This is a genomic window from Arthrobacter sp. Bi26, assembly GCF_918697925.1.
Lineage (GTDB): Bacteria > Actinomycetota > Actinomycetes > Actinomycetales > Micrococcaceae > Arthrobacter.
The window spans coordinates 22,938-39,651 of sequence record NZ_CAKKMF010000005.1 but is presented as its reverse complement, the minus strand read 5'-3'; the positions used below and the strand labels follow the sequence as shown (position 1 = coordinate 39,651).

Annotated in this window: 15 protein-coding genes and 2 pseudogenes; 9 read left to right on the top strand and 8 right to left on the bottom strand. The window is 62.3% G+C overall.

The window, feature by feature from the left end:
• Positions 1–18 precede the first annotated feature (18 nt).
• Both benB and benA read right to left on the bottom strand, forming a co-directional pair.
• Positions 19–555, bottom strand: a complete 537-nt coding sequence (gene benB, locus LQV16_RS02095) for a benzoate 1,2-dioxygenase small subunit (RefSeq protein ID WP_229992284.1) — start codon at positions 553–555, stop codon at positions 19–21.
• A 36-nt stretch (positions 556–591) separates the two neighbouring features.
• Positions 592–1,974, bottom strand: coding sequence for a benzoate 1,2-dioxygenase large subunit (gene benA, locus LQV16_RS02090; RefSeq protein WP_229992283.1), 1,383 nt, complete (start codon positions 1,972–1,974; stop codon positions 592–594).
• Positions 1,975–2,300: 326 nt separating this feature from the next.
• On the opposite strand from benA, the gene catA reads away from it, so the two are divergent.
• Both catA and LQV16_RS02080 read left to right on the top strand, forming a co-directional pair.
• Positions 2,301–3,185 (top strand): catechol 1,2-dioxygenase, encoded by an 885-nt coding sequence (gene catA, locus LQV16_RS02085; protein ID WP_229992282.1) that lies wholly within the window; start codon positions 2,301–2,303, stop codon positions 3,183–3,185.
• Between the two features lie 108 nt (positions 3,186–3,293).
• Positions 3,294–4,580 carry a benzoate/H(+) symporter BenE family transporter gene (locus LQV16_RS02080; protein ID WP_356815657.1) on the top strand — a complete coding sequence of 429 codons (1,287 nt, stop codon included), beginning with the start codon at positions 3,294–3,296 and terminating at the stop codon, positions 4,578–4,580.
• Positions 4,581–4,745: 165 nt separating this feature from the next.
• Here the strand turns inward: LQV16_RS02080 and LQV16_RS02075 are convergent, their stop codons facing one another.
• Together LQV16_RS02075 and LQV16_RS02070 are read right to left on the bottom strand one after the other, a co-directional pair.
• Positions 4,746–4,895: a hypothetical protein gene (locus LQV16_RS02075; protein ID WP_229992281.1), complete on the bottom strand. Its 150-nt coding sequence runs from the start codon at positions 4,893–4,895 to the stop codon at positions 4,746–4,748.
• Entirely contained in the window at positions 4,892–5,569 is a 678-nt protein-coding gene (locus LQV16_RS02070) for an iron-containing alcohol dehydrogenase (protein ID WP_229992280.1), read from the bottom strand. Before LQV16_RS02070 ends, LQV16_RS02075 begins: the two co-directional genes overlap by 4 nt.
• On the opposite strand from LQV16_RS02070, the pseudogene LQV16_RS02065 reads away from it, so the two are divergent.
• Both LQV16_RS02065 and LQV16_RS02060 read left to right on the top strand, forming a co-directional pair.
• Positions 5,519–6,811: pseudogene (locus tag LQV16_RS02065) on the top strand (glycoside hydrolase family 32 protein); the annotation flags it as partial. The gene LQV16_RS02070 and the pseudogene LQV16_RS02065 sit on opposite strands and share 51 nt — an antisense overlap.
• Positions 6,812–7,045: 234 nt before the next feature.
• Positions 7,046–7,111 (top strand): annotated as a pseudogene (locus LQV16_RS02060) (DUF1097 domain-containing protein); the annotation flags it as partial.
• Between the two features lie 16 nt (positions 7,112–7,127).
• Here the strand turns inward: LQV16_RS02060 and mmuM are convergent.
• Positions 7,128–8,105 (bottom strand): homocysteine S-methyltransferase, encoded by a 978-nt coding sequence (gene mmuM / locus LQV16_RS02055; RefSeq protein WP_229992279.1) that lies wholly within the window; start codon positions 8,103–8,105, stop codon positions 7,128–7,130.
• Positions 8,106–8,431: 326 nt separating this feature from the next.
• Between mmuM and LQV16_RS02050 the strand changes: the two genes are divergently transcribed.
• Genes LQV16_RS02050 through LQV16_RS02040 form a run of 3 tightly spaced genes read left to right on the top strand, consistent with a single transcriptional unit; the run spans position 8,432 to position 10,438 of the window.
• On the top strand, positions 8,432–8,881 hold the full coding sequence (locus LQV16_RS02050) for a hypothetical protein (protein WP_229992278.1): 450 nt from the start codon (positions 8,432–8,434) through the stop codon (positions 8,879–8,881).
• Positions 8,878–9,630 (top strand): cyclase family protein, encoded by a 753-nt coding sequence (locus LQV16_RS02045; protein ID WP_229992277.1) that lies wholly within the window; start codon positions 8,878–8,880, stop codon positions 9,628–9,630. Before LQV16_RS02050 ends, LQV16_RS02045 begins: the two co-directional genes overlap by 4 nt.
• Before the next feature lie 31 nt (positions 9,631–9,661).
• Positions 9,662–10,438, top strand: coding sequence for an IclR family transcriptional regulator (locus tag LQV16_RS02040; RefSeq protein WP_229992276.1), 777 nt, complete (start codon positions 9,662–9,664; stop codon positions 10,436–10,438).
• Here the strand turns inward: LQV16_RS02040 and LQV16_RS02035 are convergent.
• The 3 genes from LQV16_RS02035 to LQV16_RS02025 form a co-directional block, all read right to left on the bottom strand.
• Positions 10,435–11,235, bottom strand: a complete 801-nt coding sequence (locus LQV16_RS02035; RefSeq protein ID WP_229992275.1) for an IclR family transcriptional regulator C-terminal domain-containing protein — start codon at positions 11,233–11,235, stop codon at positions 10,435–10,437. The two genes, LQV16_RS02040 and LQV16_RS02035, sit on opposite strands and share 4 nt — an antisense overlap.
• Positions 11,236–11,272: 37 nt before the next feature.
• Positions 11,273–12,436, bottom strand: coding sequence for an alanine racemase (gene alr / locus LQV16_RS02030; protein ID WP_229992274.1), 1,164 nt, complete (start codon positions 12,434–12,436; stop codon positions 11,273–11,275).
• 68 nt (positions 12,437–12,504) lie between these two features.
• On the bottom strand, positions 12,505–13,944 hold the full coding sequence (locus tag LQV16_RS02025; RefSeq protein WP_229992273.1) for an amino acid permease: 1,440 nt from the start codon (positions 13,942–13,944) through the stop codon (positions 12,505–12,507).
• Positions 13,945–14,245: 301 nt separating this feature from the next.
• On the opposite strand from LQV16_RS02025, the gene LQV16_RS02020 reads away from it, so the two are divergent.
• On the top strand, positions 14,246–15,298 hold the full coding sequence (locus LQV16_RS02020) for a homoserine dehydrogenase (protein ID WP_229992272.1): 1,053 nt from the start codon (positions 14,246–14,248) through the stop codon (positions 15,296–15,298).
• Positions 15,291–16,703, top strand: coding sequence for an aldehyde dehydrogenase family protein (locus LQV16_RS02015; protein ID WP_229992271.1), 1,413 nt, complete (start codon positions 15,291–15,293; stop codon positions 16,701–16,703). The genes LQV16_RS02020 and LQV16_RS02015 overlap by 8 nt, the downstream gene beginning before the upstream one ends.
• Positions 16,704–16,714 lie beyond the last annotated feature (11 nt).

Sequence of the window (16,714 nt, the reverse complement as noted above, 5' to 3'; positions counted from 1 at the left end):
TCTCAACGGCCGGGGCCGTCAGATCATGTAAACGTCCACCACGTGGTGGATGTAGTCGTTCTTCAGGACGACCTTCTTTTTGAGGATCACCGGCTCCCCGCCGGCCAGATCGATGGTGTAGAAGCTGGTCCCGAAGTATGTGTCCGTGGTGTTGTAGCGGAAGTACAGGGTGAACCAGTTGAAACGGACCTTCACCTGATCGCCGTCGTGCTCCTCGATCTCGATGTCGGTGATGTTGTGCCCGGTACGGGGCTCCGGGAGGGATGTGGCTGAGGACCGGTCCGTCTTGATTCGGAACACGCGGTCCTCGATGCCACCGCGGTTGTCGTAGTAGATGAGTGATATCTCGTTCTGCGGGTCCTCGGTGAGCCGGTCATCCACGTCCCACGCAGGCATCCAGAATTCGGAGTCCGGGTGGTAGCACTGGAGCCACTCGTCGAACTGGCGGTCATCCAGCAGGCGGGCCTCCTTGTATAGGAAGGCACAGACAGTTTCGAGGGTGGCGATCTCCTCGGAGGTCTTGAGTGACGGGGCCGGTTTGGTCAGGTTGGTCATGGCGTTTTGCACTCTCTTTGTTCCAGGTGGTTTCGGTCAGGCAGTGACGGGAACGGCATCCAGTGCGGAGCGTTCCTCCACCACCAGGGCCCGGTCCATGACTTCCTTCCAGTACCCGTGCTGGATCGGGTAAAGCCCCTCGTCTTCCGTGCGCACGCCGGAAGCGATCACCCTGGACATGCCCAGCGCCTTGGCCTGTTCGTCCGGGCCGGCTATCTCATGGGTGGATCCGCGGGTCATGTCGTTCCAGGGCGCCGCTGTGGCCCAGTAGGTCTTGTTGCAGGACCGGAACTCCTCGAGGTCGTCAGGAGTTGCCATGCCGGTGGCGTTGAAGAAGTCTTCGTACTGGCGAATGCGCTTGGAACGGTTCTCCGGCGACTCGCCCTTGGGAGCGATGCAGTAGATGGTGACCTCCGTCTGGTCCGCCGAGATGGGGCGGAAGTGGCGGATCTGCGAAGAGAACTGGTCCATGATGTACACATTCGGGTACAGGCAAAGGTTCCGCGAGATGTTGATCATGAAGTTGGCCTGCTCCTCGCCATACTTGGCCACAAGCTCATCGCGGCGGTCCCACAGAGGGCGATCCTCCGGGTTGGTCCATTCCTGCCACAGGAGCAGGTGTCCGTGGTCGTAGGAATAGAATCCGCCCTTGACCTTGCCCCACTTACCGGCATCCATGGCTTTCGTCGTGTTTGCGGAGTCGCCGGCGCTGCGGCGGGCTGTGGTGGCAGCATAGTTCCAGTGCACGGCCGTGACGTGGTAGCCATCGGCGCCGTTCTCGGCCTGCACCTTCCAGTTGCCGTCATAGGTGTAGGTGGACGAACCCCGCAGCACTTCGAGTCCCTCCGGGGACTGGTCCACGATGGAGTCGATCACCTTGGTGGCGTCACCCAGATGCTCTTCGAGCGGGAGCACATCGGCCTTGAGGGAACCGAAGAGGAAGCCGCGGTAGGAGTCGAAGCGGGCAACCTTGGTGAGGTCGTGGGAGCCTTCTTTGTTGAACGACTCCGGATAGCCGGCGTTACGGGAGTCTTTAACCTTCAGTAGTTCACCGGAGTTCTTGAAGGTCCAGCCGTGGAACGGGCAGGTGAAAGTGGTGCGGTTGTCCGTCTTGCGGCGGCACAGCATTGCGCCGCGGTGGGAGCAGGCGTTGACGATGCAGTTAAGGTTTTCGTCCTTGTCCCGGGTGATCACCACGGGTGTGCGGCCGATGTTGGTGGTGAAGTAGTCCCCCACGTTGGGGATCTGGGACTCGTGGGCCAGGTATACCCAGTTGCCCTCGAAGATGTGCTTCATCTCCAGTTCGAAGATTTCCTCGTCGGTGAAAATTTCGCGTTTGGCCCGGATCACGCCGTTCTCACGGTCGTCGATCACGGCGTCGGCAAGGACCTCGCGGACATGGGTCAGGTTCTCGGTCATGCGTGCTCCTTCATTGGAGAGTGCTGGACGAATGGGCGGCGGGTCCGGCTGGCGGGGTGCCCGTAGCGGACGTTAGGAGACCAGTCTTGCCGCTCGTGACCCCTCTCACATCAGGTAAATGCCTAGGTTCAACCAAGGGTGGTTTTATGTACGCATCATGACTAAAAAGCGGCCAAATCGATATTTGTAGCGTCCTTATTCGGGACCTACGATGAGACAGACATCACGCGATTACTGCGCCGCAGACGAGAAATACTGCCCCAGTGCTTCGCAGCGGGCGCGGGAGAACTTCCTGGCCCTATTCAATGAGGAATGTGGAGATCACCATGACTGAGACCCAAACGGACGCCCGCAAAGAGAATGAGGGCACTGCCATCGAGGCCGGCTCGAAGGCCACGGAGCGCTTCACCGCCTCGGGAAAGCTCTCGCGGCTGGATGTGCCGAAGGAAAGGGTGAGCCTGCTGGCGGGGGCACTCATTAAGGCCGCTAATGACATCGTCGTCGAACACCAGGTCACTTACGAGGAATACAACGCACTCAAAGCCTGGCTCATCAAAGTGGGAACTGACGGGGAGTGGCCGCTGTTCCTCGACGTGTGGCTGGAGCACACCGTGGAGGACGTCAACTCCCAGGATCGTCCCGGCACCGTGGGTACCATCGAGGGGCCTTACTACGTGCCCGGGTCCCCCGTACTCCCGACCCCGGCCACCGTAGAGATGCGTGAGGACGAGGAGGGAACGCCGCTGCACTTCAGCGGCCACTTCACCGATACGGAAGGTAACCCGATCCACGACGCCCAGGTGGAGATCTGGCATGCGGACAGCGCCGGGTTCTACTCCCAGTACGCCCCGGGCCTCCCCGAGTGGCTCTTCCGTGCCACAGTCAAGGCAGACGACGACGGCCGCTTCGAAATCAACACGATGCGCCCGGCTCCCTACCAGATTCCCACGGACGGGGCCTGCGGGCAGCTGATCAGCGCGGCAGGCTGGCACGCCTGGCGCCCGGCGCACATCCACATCAAGGTTTCCGCGCCTGGCTTCCAGCCTGTAACTCAGCAGCTGTACTTCCCCGGTGACCCGCACAACGCGGACGACATCGCCTCGGCAGTCAAGCCTGAACTGATGCTGGACCCCAAGACGCGCCTGGATGGCGGGGCTGGCGAAGAAGTGGTCTATGACTACGTGCTCGCCAAGGAAGGCCAGCACAAGTAAGAAGCGACCGCTGACCGATCGGTGCCGGCGCCTCGGCCCGGTACCGGAGGCGCTCTGGAGTGCAAGCTCCAGGGCGCCTGCCTTTTGCCGCCGTTGTCAGGAGCCCGAATGCCGTCATCCCGTCAGGACCTACCCGCCGCCGCCCATGTGGAGGCCGTTGAGGCTCCGATGCCTCAACCGCTGCTGGAACGTCCGGGCGTTCGCCCCGCCAGCGTACGCCGGGTTCTCCGTGACCTCGGCCTGCCCTATGTTTCCAACGGGGTGATCGGCCTCATCTTCTCCGCATCCGGCCCGATGGCCGTTACCTTGGTCGTGGGAACGGCGGGAGGACTAACCGAAGGTCAACTCGCTTCTTGGGTGTTTGGCATCCTTTTTTCGGGTGGCGCGGCGACTCTGGTCATGTCTCTCCTCTATCGGCAACCCTTGGGCTTTGCCTGGTCCATTCCCGGGACGGTGCTGCTGGGTCCGTCCCTGCAGCACTTGTCCTTTCCGGAGGTGGTGGGGGCCTTCTTCACGTCCGGATTGCTCATCCTCGCGCTGGGTGCCACCGGCTTGGTCCGCAGGACCATGGCAATGGTTCCCATGCCGATCGTCATGGCCATGGTGGCCGCGGTGTTCCTGAAATTCGGCACAGACATTGTTGGTTCAACCCAGGCTAACCCTGTGGTGGCTGCCCCGATGGTGGTCGCATTCCTGGTCCTCACGGCCGTGCCCGCCCTGGGCAGGTTTCTTCCGCCGGTGCTCGGTACTCTTGTGGTTGGTTGTGTCGCTGTGGCGGCAAGTGGCCAATTTTCCATCCAAAAAGGCGGACCGGTTCTGGCCACCCCGGTCTTCACCCTTCCTGAGTTCACCTGGGCCGCCCAGCTCGAGCTGGTTGTTCCCCTGGCACTGACTGTGTTGTTCGTTCAGAATGGCCAGGGCATCGCGGTTCTCCGTGCTGCAGGCCACAATCCGCCGGTCAACGTCTTCGCCATCGTTTCGGGCGCGTTTTCGTTGATCAATGCCGGCTGCGGTGCTGTCTCAGCCTGCGTGACCGGTCCGACGAACGCCCTCATGACGTCCTCAGGAAGCAGGCAGCGTCAGTACACAGCGGCCGTGGTGTTCGGCGTCCTGGCCATGGCCTGCGCCGTCTTGGCTCCCACCCTCACCCGGCTTATGCTCGCCACGCCCAGAGAGTTCATCCTTGCCCTCGGCGGCATTGCCATGCTGCGCGCTCTCCAGCAAGCGTTTGTGAGCGCCTTCGCCACGACGTTCACACTGGGGTCCTTGGTGACATTCGTGGTGACCATGTCCGGGACGAACCTCGCCAACATTCACCCGGCGTTCTGGGGCCTGGTCATCGGCTACACGGTGTCCCGGGTGCTGGAGCGCCCGGACCATCAGGCAAGATCCTAGCCCGAGGTTTTCATGACCCTTCCGCCCCGGAATTCTTCAAGTTGAACGGTCCCAACGGGCGTTAGGCGCCTGACTGGTCGGTGGTTTACTTGGGTGGACGCCGATTCCTGAGTGTTGGTGGTGAGGGTGAGTTGCCGAAGCGTTGCGTTCGACCGGCGATTTGCGTCAGGCCACGGGGTCTTCTTCGTACCAGCCCACCCAGGCCGATGACGTCAGCTTGATAGCGGGCGTCGCCAGGTCCTCCTCCCAGAGGACCAGATCCTGTTTGCGGTTGAGATGGAACAGCAGTGCCAGGTGGTGTACCAGTGAAATCATGGGGTGTTTTCCTTCCAAGCAGCGTGCAGCAGCCGCTCCAGATCCGCAGCGTCGATGCTGCGGGGATTCGACGGCGGCACATGGGGCAGTATGAGGTCCACAGCTTCGGTGATGTGGTTTTCGCGAAGTCCGAGTTCCCGCAGGGTGCGCGGGGCGTCGAGTGATTTGTAAAGGCGTTGCAGCCCGGTGACGGCGCCCGCGCTCTCCAGCGCGGCGGCGATGCGTGCTGCCGCTTCCGGCGCTGCGGCCACGTTGAGAGCAGTAACGTGCGGGAGTATCACGGCGTGCGTCTGGGCGTGCGGAAGATTGAAGGTTCCGCCCAGGACGTGGCAGATCTTGTGGTGCAGCCCCGATCCGGCCGAGGCGAATGCCGTCGCGGCCAGGAACGCTCCGCTCAGGGTCTGTTCCCTGCCAGCCGCGCCGAAGGGGTCTGCCTTGATAGCCGGCAGTCCGCGGGCGAGCAGGCGCATGGCCTCACCGGCGAGCGCCGCGTTCACGGGATCGGCGCGGGGTGCCCAGAGGGCATCGATGCAGTGCGCCAGGGCGTTCAAACCGGAGGCCACTGACAGTGCCACTGGCAGCGAAAGCGTCAGCCCGACGTCGTAAATCACCGACGCCGGTGGTCTGGCGACGAGGAAGAAGACGTCTTTTCCGGCAGCATCGTGGTGGACCACGGCAATACCTCGGGATTCGGCACAGTGGAAGATCCAGCCTTGGTGGCCATCTACACGAGCGCCTTCAAGGAAGGCTCGGTGCACCAAGGGACACAAGCCCAGTCTCTCGCTTTCTCCACGGACGCCGGCATGACGTGGAGCAAATACGCAGGCAACCCGGTGCTTGGCCGCGGCTCGGCCCATTTCCGGGACACCAAGGTGTTCCGCTCCGAGGGACCAGCCGGTTCCTGCTGGGTCATGGTGGCGGTGGAGGCCCAGCACCAGCAGGTTGTGCTGTACCGCTCGGCCAACCTCAAGGACTGGCAATACCTGAGCACCTTCGGCCCTGCAAACGCCACAGGAGGCGAATGGGAATGCCCCGACCTGTTCCCGCTCCCCGTCGACGGAGACCCGGACAACGTCAAGTGGGTCCTGGTGGTCAACATCAACCCGGGTGCCGTGGCCGGCGGCTCCGGAGGGCAGTACTTCGTCGGCGACTTCGATGGGGTGCAGTTCACCGCCGACTCTGATTCACTCGTTCCAGCGGATGCCGACGGGACCACGGATCTCAGACACTGCCTGTGGCTCGACTGGGGACGTGACTACTACGCCGCCGTCTCCTTCAGCAATGCTCCCGGCGGCAAGCGCATCATGATCGGCTGGATGAACAACTGGGACTATGCCAACTCCTTGCCCACGTCTCCGTGGCGCTCCGGGATGTCGCTTGCCCGCGAGGTCGAGCTCGCGACGGTGGACGGCTTGCCGCGCATGGTGCAGCGCCCGGTGCTGCCGTTGGACTGTGGGGAGCCGACCCGCACCATCCACGACGTGGAACTTCACGACTCCATGTTGCAACTGCCCCACGCGGCGCCCGGATCAGCCCAGCTGATCGAGGCCGAGATCCTGCCCGGGACGGCCCGGACCGTTGCTTTCAGGCTTCTCGGTGCATCGGGCGGGAGCGCCGCAACGGTTCTCAGCTTCGATGCCGTTACGAGCCGGCTCACCCTGGATCGCCGTAACTCCGGAAACACCGCCTTCCACGGAAAGTTCGCGTCGGCTGAGTCGGCGCCGGTGAAGCTCGACGGCCGCGTGCTAAGGCTCCGTGTAATCGTCGACCAGTGCTCCGTGGAGGTCTTCGCCCAAGACGGCTGGGTGGTCCTGAGTGATCTGGTGTTCCCCCTGTCCGGGAACCTCGGCACCGACGTGTGCGTAGAGGGCGGCACGGCCATTGTGCGGAAACTGGCCGTCACGGCCTTGTCCTAAACACAGCACCGCACTGCAGTGCCCACCCAAGGCCTGCCGGAACCAGGGCCAGCCACCGGCAGGGCCAAGACCGCACAGCACGCGACGCTGTTTAGCCCGGCGGCTTTGTGCCGTATTTCCCTTACAGCTGCTCGTCTTTTTTCATGCGCGTGCTGATACTGGCCACAGCAAAATGCTACGCCGTAGTTTTGTACACGGTCAGCGGCTCATAGGTCGCTGACCTGCGCAAACAATGTGCCCTTCGGCCTCATCATCTGGTTCGGGTTCCTCTCCTGGGCATGCTTCTTCGCCGCCGGCGGCCAACGCGCCGGGCTGCTCAAGACCGTCCCCGCCAACCTCTCCGGCGTGCTGTGGGGCGCGCCGTCACGGCGGCAATATCCTGTGGGGTCGTTCGACAGCACCCGCCAACGAGCCGGGCACCAAGTTCACGCCAGATTGGCGTTCCCTCCGCAAGGCTTGCGGGTTGTTTGCTATCGGGGCTCGCCGCGGCCGGCCCCCACGTTTTGGTGACTGCGTCATAGCTTTCGCCCGAATTCGGATATGCGATCAGGGGCGTATCAGTGGCTCTGCCCAGGGCCTCCAGCGATGGGGAGACCAGCTCCAGCGGCACGCAGTTCACGCCGATAGCCGCCACGAGCGGCTCCGCCGTAAAGAGCTTTGCCGCCTGAGCCAGCGGCGTACCGTCGCTGATGTGGCCGCCATCCCGTAGCGTGAAGGAGAGCCAGGCTTCGACGTCGAACTCTTTCATGAGTGCCAACAGGGCCTCGGCCTCCGGCAATGAAGGCAGCGTCTCACAGGCAAGAAAGTCCGCTCCGGCCTCCACCAGCGCTGCGATTCGAGGCCGGTGGAACTCCAAAAACTCGTTTCGGCCGAGGACATAGTCGCCCCGGTATTCCGATCCATCGGCAAGGTACGCGCCGTAGGGCCCGACTGATCCTGCAACCAGCAGGGGTCCCGCATCCGGGTTTTCGGCCAGGTACTCGCGGCGTGCCTCGTCAGCCAGGCGCACACTCAGTGCCACCCGTTCCAAGGCCACTTCCTCGCCGATGCCGCGGCGCGCAAATCCCAGGGGTGTGGCTTGATAGCTCGCCGTGATGGCGACAGTGGCTCCGGCGCGGAAGTAGTCGTGGTGTACGCGCTTGACCAGTTCCGGTTGTTCCAGAAGGACTTTGGCCGACCACAAAGGGTCTTCCAGATCGCAGCCGTGCGCTTCAAGCTCGGTGGCGAGTGCACCGTCCACGGTCAGGTTCGCTCCGGCGTCGAGCATGCGGGAAAGCATCGTGTTACTGGGCATCGTTCAGGGCTCCAAGCATTTCGGTTTTGTTCTTTCCTGCCGGGCAGTTGCGGCGCCTCGTGGCCCGGCAATGCAAGGTAGCACAACGTGCAGTGCCAAAAGCGCAGTGCAGCCCCGGGCTTGCAGATGACGGTCAGCAGCCGCTTGCAGCGACCGGTGTTCCGCGGCACAGTGACGCCCAAAGTCCGGCGGATGTGCCGAGTGAACGCGAATGCCTCCTCTAATTTTGTGCGTAATAAGCATTTTCTCATGCTTGTAATGAACATCACTCTATGCCACCATGGCATTCAGACACCATTTGCGAGCTGCCCAGGAAGAGGCTTCCCTTGAAAATTGCAATGAAATCAGTCCGCAAGCTGCGCGTGCATTGGCCCATAGCTTCGGAAACTTTCTCGCGGCTCGCCAGCGGCGACGCAGAAGCATTCAAAGATGAGGCCGGCATCGCGGCCCTGCTCCAGGCCTCGTCGGAGTCCCCTGACTTAGGGGATTTTGGCAACTACAGGCATGTATTCGAATCCGGCCTGGGTTTCGAGGGGTTCACATGCAATGAAGGCGCTAACCCTACGCTGGGGCAGGTGGGCCAGCGGACAATTTCACATACCTTGGTCTTCACGACGTATTTCGATGTGGCGACCCCTGACGCCGCCGTGGAACGCTTCCTGCAGCACATCGTGGATGTCCATCCGTGGGAGGTACCGGTCATCGAACTGACAGGGCCAGTCAGCGTCTCCAGCACAGCCCTTCCGGCAGTCTTTGAGAGCGAGGCCGCATCATGATTGAAACCACCACGACCCGGCTTTGGGACGATCTGCAGCCGTTGCTGGCGGGCAGGTCATTCACCGACCTGACGCACGCCTTCCACCCCGGCCAGCCTCATTTCCCGGCATTCCCGGACGAAATCAGGGAGGCGGTGTTCGATCTGGAGAAAGGCGACGGTTTCACGGCTCACCGTTATTCGATCATCGGCCAATGGGGGACGCACGTTGACCCTCCCTCGCATTTCATCCGCGGGGGACGGACCTTGGACCAGATTCCTGTGGAGGATATGGTCCTTCCGCTGGCCATCCTCGACATCACCGCGCGGGTCACCGCAAATACGGACGCCACTCCCACGATGGAGGACGTCCAGGCATGGGAGAGCCGCAACGGTGCCATCGCCCCCGGGGCCTTTGTGGCGTTACGGACAGGGTGGAGCCATCGTTGGCCCGACGCCGACGCCATGGCGAACAGGGACGATAAGGGGGTCAGCCACACGCCTGGCTGGTCGCAGGAAGTCCTCTCCTTCCTGATCGAGGAGCGGTCGGTAACTGCCGTCGGCCATGAGCAGACAGACACAGACCCGGGACTGGCTACGTCCCGCCAGGATTTCAGCTTGGAGACCTATGTTTTGGCGCGGAACCGGTGGCAGATCGAGCTGATGGCGAACCTGGACGGGCTTCCAGAAGCCGGCGCGATCCTCATTGCAAGCTGGCCGAAGCCCCTGCACGGCAGCGGTTTTCCAGCCCGGGTCTTCGCCATCCACTAAGACACGTTCTCCAGGGACTAGAATCGGATCCATGTCTAAGACGTCCAGCATGGGCCGGGGAATCATGGCTGTCCTCGCGGTGGGCTCCCGCAACGCAGAAGGCCTGTCTGGCGGAACGGTCGCTGATATAGCAGCCGATCTGGGCAGGGACCGCAGCCAGGTTTCGCGCAGCCTCCGGACCGCCGAGCAGGAGGGGTTTCTGGCACGCGGAGACCATCGGTCCTACACCCTGAACTGGTCGCTCCTGACAGACGCACAGCTGTTGACAGAGCAACGGCTGCAGACCGACGGCGTAACCGCCTTGGAAGGCTTGGCCGGTGAAACTGACGAAGGATGCTTCCTCGGAGTTATGAGCGGAAACAGTACTGTCACCATCGGTGAGCGTGTTCCGGCAAGTAGCAACATGGTCGGTTCGTGGCTGGGCCGGCCCTACCCGGCGTTTTGTAGTGATGCCGGCCAGGCCCTGCTGTGGGAAGCCTCGGACGCCGAGGTCCGAACCATTTTCTCCGGCGTTCCCTTCGTGCGCCATGGCCCCAATACACCGCTTGACGTCGAGGACTTCCTGTCACGACTGCGCGGGGCGCGGGCACGGGGGTACTCCATTGTCGATGAGGAAGCCGAACCAGGACTTTACTCCCTGGCCGTTCCGATTCGCGACTTTAAGGGCGATGTGGTGGCAGCGCTTCAGGTCGTAGGCGCCAAGACACGTTTGGAGCCGCGGCTGGGGCTATGCGCGACGGCTCTCGTGTCCTGGGGCAAGTGGCTTGAGTCAACGTTGGGTCACGCGTCGCCGCAGAACCGGCTCTAGCTGGCAAGGCCCTTCCGGCCCGCGTCGCCCCGGGGACGGCCCTCAAAGGACCCCAGCCGTTCGGCTGCTGCCGTAAGGGCCTTTGCAATGTCATTGGTGCTGGGTTTGATCTCGGCCCGGCTGCCGAGGACGCTAAGCGCGGCAAGAATTGATCCATCAGCGTTGCGGACGGGAACGGCCAGTTCGTAGATTCCGTGCTCGAATTCTTCCTCCGCGACAATGAAGCCCCGCGCCCTGTCCCGGTCCATCAGTTCGGCGACTTCTCGCGGCGAATGGGCCGCCCCCGGACCGCCTACGCCGATAAAGTTGACTTCCTGGAGAAGGACTTCAACGGCTGGATGCTGGTGGTCCCACAGCAAGGCCCGTCCGGAGCCGGTACACCACACGGGCGTCACCATGCCGGGTTTCACGAAGCTGCCGGGAACCGCATCGTTACTGGAGGCCCGCAGGAGAACGACCCGGAAGCCATCACGGACGGAAACTCTGGATCTAAGGCCGAAAGAAGCCACCAAAGCCTCAAGTTCGGCTCTTGATTCGCGGACCCAGCCGGTATTCAGCGCTGCGGCCAGGCTGAAAAAACTTGGACCGGTTCGGAAGGGACCGCGTTCGACTCGCTCCAGCAGTCCCAACTCACACAATTCCTGCGTCAGCCTTGAGACGCGGCTTTGTTCCATATCCAACTCGGATGCGAGCTGGGAAACGCCGAGAAGCCGCCTGCCCCGCTTCTCCCGGTCTGCGACCAGGCGAACAATTCGAAGTCCTTGGGCCATAGACGACGCTTCCGAGGAAGAATCCATGCTCCGTGCTCCTTCCGCCCGATGACTACGCCTATTCTCACATGTCTTCATTGTTGACCAGGACGCGATTTCCTTGCGCCCACGCAGTGTAGAGGTCAGCGAGTATCGCTGAATTCGCTGCTTCCAGTTCTGCGGGAGCGATTTCTGCGCGTCCCTGCCGCCCGAACAACACGACTTCGTCTCCAGGGAAAACTCCCACCACGTCGGTGACGTCGACAACCATGGAATTCATCGAAACGATGTCGACTATGGCAGCGCGACGGCCGCGGACAAGTACGCTGCCTTGGCTGGCCAGTGCCCTCCGGTAGCCATCTCCGTAACCTGCTGTCACTGACGCCAGCCTGGAGTCCCGGTCCAAGGTATGGGTGAGCCCGTAGCCGACCTTAGTGCCTGCTGCATAGCTATTAATGGACGCAATCCGGGCTTTGAAGGCCAAACACCGTTGGAAGTGCCCTGTTGCAGGTTCCGAATCGCCGTAGAGGACTGCCCCGGCACGGACCATGTCCAGCCACGAGCCGCGTACGTGCAGCGCGGCGTAGGAGTTGGCACAGTGGAGCAGCACGTCTTCCCGGCGCGTTCCGGTCAGTTGGAGCAGCGTCAACGCCTGACTGCGGAAACGCAGTAGAGCCGTTTCGATATGGCCGGTATCGTCTTTGGGAAAATGCGTCATGATCCCGGCCAGTAGAAGCCCAGGGTGGCTAACGATCCCTACCGCGGATGCCCGCCCAAGCGTGGATGAGACGTCGAGGCTGTGCCTGCTGATCCCGGAAGCATTGATATCGAGGTGGATGCGGATCGCCGTCCCGGCCTCGGCAGCGATCTTGTGCATCTCCCAGGCGCTCTGCGGGTCGGCAACAAGTTCTTCGATGTCGTGACGCATGCCAGCCTTGATCTCCTGCGGCGCCGCGGCACGGACACGCAGAATCCGGCCCGCAAAACCGCAGCGGCGTGCAATGGCTGCCTCCTCGTTACTTCCTACGCCGACGAAGGGAACGCCTAGGCGAACAAGGGAAGGGAGCAAAAGGTCAGCTCCGTGTCCGTAGGCATGGGACTTGACCACTGCGCACAGGAGCGCCCGGTTATCGATCATGGACAGGAGGTTCCGGACGTTTGACTCGAAAGCTGCGGCGTCAATCTCCAGCCAGCTGCCGGCGTCGAGGGCCGAACTGCGCACGCGTTGTATCAGGTCTTGTGAATTCATGGATTATCCGTTGAACAGCTTCTCGGCCGGGGACGAAAGTCCCCGGTAGGCGATAGTTGATGACGGCGTTAGGACACTTGGTTTGCGCGCGCCTTGCGTCCGTACTTGAAGTAGAAGAAGGCGTAGCAGGCGCCAACAAAAGTAACTCCGAAATAGAGGGCTGCTACCTGGTTCGGGTCATAAGCGATGCCGATCAGCGAAATAAGGCAGAGCGAAAAGGCCAGGATCGGCACAAGCGGGAACAGCGGTGCCTTGTAGGGAAGGGCGGCGACATCGCCGCCGTTCTTGACGAAGGATCTCCTGTGGAAGAAGTGCGAGGCGGTGATGGACATCCAGACCCCGACGACGGCGAAACCTGCCACTGAAACAAGAGCCAGGTAGACCGTTTCGGGCGCAACGACACTGCTGATGAGCGACGCAAGGCCTCCGAGCATGCTGACTGAAAGCGCGATTATGGGGATACCGCCTCGGGTCAGTTTCTTCAGCGCCCGGGGGGCGTGCCCCTCGTCGGCAAGGGAGTAGAGCATCCGTGCGCAGGAGAAGAGGCCGCTGTTTCCAGCGGAGAGGAGTGCGGTGATGATGACGAAGTTCATGATGTCGGAGGCAAAGGGAATGCCTATGGATGAGAAGACAGTCACGAACGGGCTTTCATCCAGGCCGACCTGATCGAAGGGGATGGTAGCCGCGATGACAGCGATTGCCCCGACGAAGAAGATCAGCAGGCGGATGACTGTGCTGCGCATCGCCTTGGGGATGCTGGTGGCGGGGTCAGCTGTTTCGCCCGCTGCCACACCGATGAGTTCCGAGCCGGAGAAGGCGTAGAACACTGCAAGTGCAGTGACGAGAACGCCGCTGAAACCGTTGGGGAAGAGACCGCTGGAGGTGTTGAAGTTCTCAAACATGAACGGGTGGCTGCCCGCCTCGCTGAGCGGGTGGATGCCGAACAGCGCCGCGCCACCAAGAACGATGAGGACCACGATGGCACCGACTTTGACGATGGCAAACCAGAACTCGGACTCGCCGAAGAACTTCGAGGAAACTGCATTGAAGCCGAAGAGGACCGAGGCGAAGATGACGCACCAGACCCAGACGTCAACATCCGGGAACCAGCGCTGCATGAGGAGACCGGAGGCAGTGAACTCCGATCCGATGGCCACTGCCCAGCAGAGCCAGTAGAGCCAGGCCGTGGCGAACCCGGTGGCCGGCCCGATCGACCTCGCCGCGTAAATATGGAAGGCGCCTGAGACCGGATAAGCGATGGCAAGCTCGCCGAGGCAGGCCATCACCAGGTACACAACAAAGGCGCCGATCAGATAGGCGATGACCGCCCCGAGCGGTCCGGCTTGGGAAATGGTGTAGCCCGAGCTCAGGAACAGCCCTGAGCCGATCACCCCGCCCATGGCGATCATGACCAGATGGCGTGCCCCCATGGACCGCCGGAGCCCGGAGTCGGTCGACGGGGGAATCGTGGGCTGTGGGTCTAGCTGGACAGGTGATGAGGGTTCCATGGTTTCTCCCAGGTGAGTGGATAGGTCTGATGCGAAAGATGCGCACATCGCCCCGGCATGGGGGACAGGGCGCCTCGGGCTGTGCAGTGGCGGTAGTGATGAAAGTAACACGAAAACGGCGTTTGGGTCATTAAAAACATTTCAACATGCTTATGTTGCACCTAAGTTACCTCGAGGCGCTGCTGTCGAATCGGCAGACAGATGGTCAGTTCGCCCTGTTTTTCAGTCACAATGACATGCACTGACGGACATGGAATGCGGTGAGCATTGGAGGACCGATGTAACTGACTGAAGGAGCACCATGACCACCTATGACATTGCGCTGATCGGCTTCGGCGGCGTCAACAGGACGCTGGCCGAACTGGTCGCAACACGCGGTGACACACTTCGTTCCGAGCTGGGCTTCGGCCTGCGTGTCGTGGCCATCACCGACCTGCGCCTCGGCTCGCTGGTCCAGCCCGAGGGGATCGACCTGGGCATCGCACTCAACTTGGACGGTGGAAGCGAAACCTTCGCCGCCCATGGCGGGTCCGCGGACACCAATAACGAATCAGTTATCCGTGACTGCACCGCCGACATCATCTGCGAGGCCACTTTCACGAATCCCGACGACGGCGAGCCAGCAGTTTCGCACGTACGCTGGGCCCTCGAATCCGGCAAGAGCGTCTGCACGACGAACAAGGGCCCGGTTGCCCTCCGCGGCGCCGAACTGACTGCCCTGGCCGAACAGAACGGCGTGCACTTCGAGTTCGAGGGTGCCGTCATGAGCGGCACTCCCGTCATCCGCCTGGCCAAGAAAATGTTCGCGGGGCTGAAGCTGAACGGGTTCGAAGGCATCCTCAACGGCACCAGCAACTATGTGCTCGGGCGGATGGAATCCGGACTGGACTTCGAAGAGGCCATCAGCGAGGCACAGGAACGCGGCTACGCCGAAGCCAATCCCGCAGCAGACATCGAGGGATACGACGTTCAGCTCAAGGTACTTATCCTCGCCAACGAGCTGCTCGACGCAGGCATCGAACTAAAGGACGTTCAGCGGGAGGGGATTTCGACTGTGACGCCGGAGAATATCCAGAAGGCAACCCGCGAGGGACGCCGCTGGAAGCTCGTGGGTTCAGCGCGGCGGAACCCGGACGGGTCAGTGACCGCAGGCGTCTCCCCCGTAGCGCTCCCCCTCGGCCATGGGCTGGCCGGGGTTTCCGGCGCAACCAATGCCGTGTCCTTCGACACCGACCTTCTGGGCCCGGTAACCGTCTCCGGGCCGGGAGCCGGCCGTGTGGAGACCGCCTATGCCCTGCTCTCCGACATCATCGCAATGCACGCAGCCAGGACGGAAGTAGCCGCAAATGTCTGAATCCACGCTGTGCTCGACGGAAACGGCGCTGCCGCAGTTCCGCGACGTGTTGAGCCCCTACGACGGCAGAGTGGTCGGCGCGGTTTCGCTGACCGAGGCCACCGCCGGCAAAGCCGTGATCGAAACGGCCCGCGTCGGCGCCCGGAAGGCACGGGCACTGTCCCGCAACGCACGCGGGAAGATACTGGACGGCGCCGCAACGGAGATCGAGCAGCGCAACGAGGAGTTCGCGCAAACGATTGTGTCCGAGGCCGGGAAAACGATCCGCCAGGCACGGAAGGAAGTACTGCGTGCGGTCAACACGCTCCGCCTCTCGGCTGCCGAAGCACGCCGGAACGCCGGCGAAGTCATACCCTTTGACTCGTACGAGGGCTCAGAGGACCGCACCGGATGGTACTCCCGCGAACCACTGGGAATCATTGCCGCGATCACTCCTTTCAACGATCCCCTGAACCTGGTGGCACACAAGATCGGCCCGGCAATCGCCGGAGGAAACGCCGTGATTCTCAAACCCTCTGCACTGACTCCCCTATCAGCCCAGCTGCTCACGGACGCCCTCGTGAGCTCCGGGCTCCCGGAAGAGGCCCTCACGATTGTTCATGGCGACCGGGATGTGGCCGAAACTCTTATTCGGTCCCGGGACGTACGAATGGTGTCCTTCACCGGGGGGTTCTCCACTGGTGAGAGTATCGCCCGCACCGCGGGCCTGAAGAAGCTCTCCATGGATCTTGGCGGCAATGCAGCCGTGATAGTCCTGGACGACGCCCACATCGAGAACGCCGTGGAATCCTGCGTCTCCGGAGCGTTTTGGGCCGCAGGCCAGAATTGCGTGGGGGTGCAGCGGATCCTGGTAGCCGCCCCAGTGTACGGCGCTTTCCGACAGCGTTTCCTGGCGGCAACGGCACAGTTGGTTACCGGAGATCCATCGGATGAACGGACCGACGTCGGACCCATGATCAGCCCCACAGCATTACAGGAGCTCCAGACCAAGCTGGACGGGGCCCTCGACGACGGCGCTGTCCTGCTCTCAGGCAATATCACGGACGGCAATGTGCTTCAGCCGACCGTCCTGGAAGCCGTCCCGGCGGAAAGCAGCCTGTGGAGGGAGGAGGTCTTCGGCCCTGTGGTCATGCTTCGTAAATTCAACACCTTCGAAGAGGCCATCGACGTCGCCAATGCCATCGAGTTCAGCCTTCATGCAGGTATATTCACCGACTCCCTGGCCAAGGCCATGGACGCAGCCCGCCAGCTCGAGGCAGGCGGCGTCATGATCAATGATTCCTCTGACTACCGCTTCGACGGCATGCCGTTCGGCGGGGCCAAGTACGGGAGCATGGGCAGGGAAGGCGTCCATTTCGCGTATGAGGAGATGACCCAGCCCAAAGTCATCTGCATCAAGAACTGATCGAAATGGAG

Bases quoted from the DNA above. Each gene is read 5' to 3' on its own strand.
- LQV16_RS02015 (WP_229992271.1), top strand. From the start codon at position 15,291: ATGTCTGAATCCACGCTGTGCTCGACGGAAACGGCGCTGCCGCAGTTC.
- alr (WP_229992274.1), bottom strand. From the start codon at position 12,436: ATGAATTCACAAGACCTGATACAACGCGTGCGCAGTTCGGCCCTCGAC.
- LQV16_RS02020 (WP_229992272.1), top strand. From the start codon at position 14,246: ATGACCACCTATGACATTGCGCTGATCGGCTTCGGCGGCGTCAACAGG.
- LQV16_RS02025 (WP_229992273.1), bottom strand. From the start codon at position 13,944: ATGGAACCCTCATCACCTGTCCAGCTAGACCCACAGCCCACGATTCCC.
- LQV16_RS02080 (WP_356815657.1), top strand. From the start codon at position 3,294: ATGCCGTCATCCCGTCAGGACCTACCCGCCGCCGCCCATGTGGAGGCC.
- catA (WP_229992282.1), top strand. From the start codon at position 2,301: ATGACTGAGACCCAAACGGACGCCCGCAAAGAGAATGAGGGCACTGCC.
- LQV16_RS02035 (WP_229992275.1), bottom strand. From the start codon at position 11,235: ATGGATTCTTCCTCGGAAGCGTCGTCTATGGCCCAAGGACTTCGAATT.
- LQV16_RS02040 (WP_229992276.1), top strand. From the start codon at position 9,662: ATGTCTAAGACGTCCAGCATGGGCCGGGGAATCATGGCTGTCCTCGCG.
- LQV16_RS02075 (WP_229992281.1), bottom strand. From the start codon at position 4,895: ATGATTTCACTGGTACACCACCTGGCACTGCTGTTCCATCTCAACCGC.
- benB (WP_229992284.1), bottom strand. From the start codon at position 555: ATGACCAACCTGACCAAACCGGCCCCGTCACTCAAGACCTCCGAGGAG.
- mmuM (WP_229992279.1), bottom strand. From the start codon at position 8,105: ATGCCCAGTAACACGATGCTTTCCCGCATGCTCGACGCCGGAGCGAAC.
- LQV16_RS02045 (WP_229992277.1), top strand. From the start codon at position 8,878: ATGATTGAAACCACCACGACCCGGCTTTGGGACGATCTGCAGCCGTTG.
- benA (WP_229992283.1), bottom strand. From the start codon at position 1,974: ATGACCGAGAACCTGACCCATGTCCGCGAGGTCCTTGCCGACGCCGTG.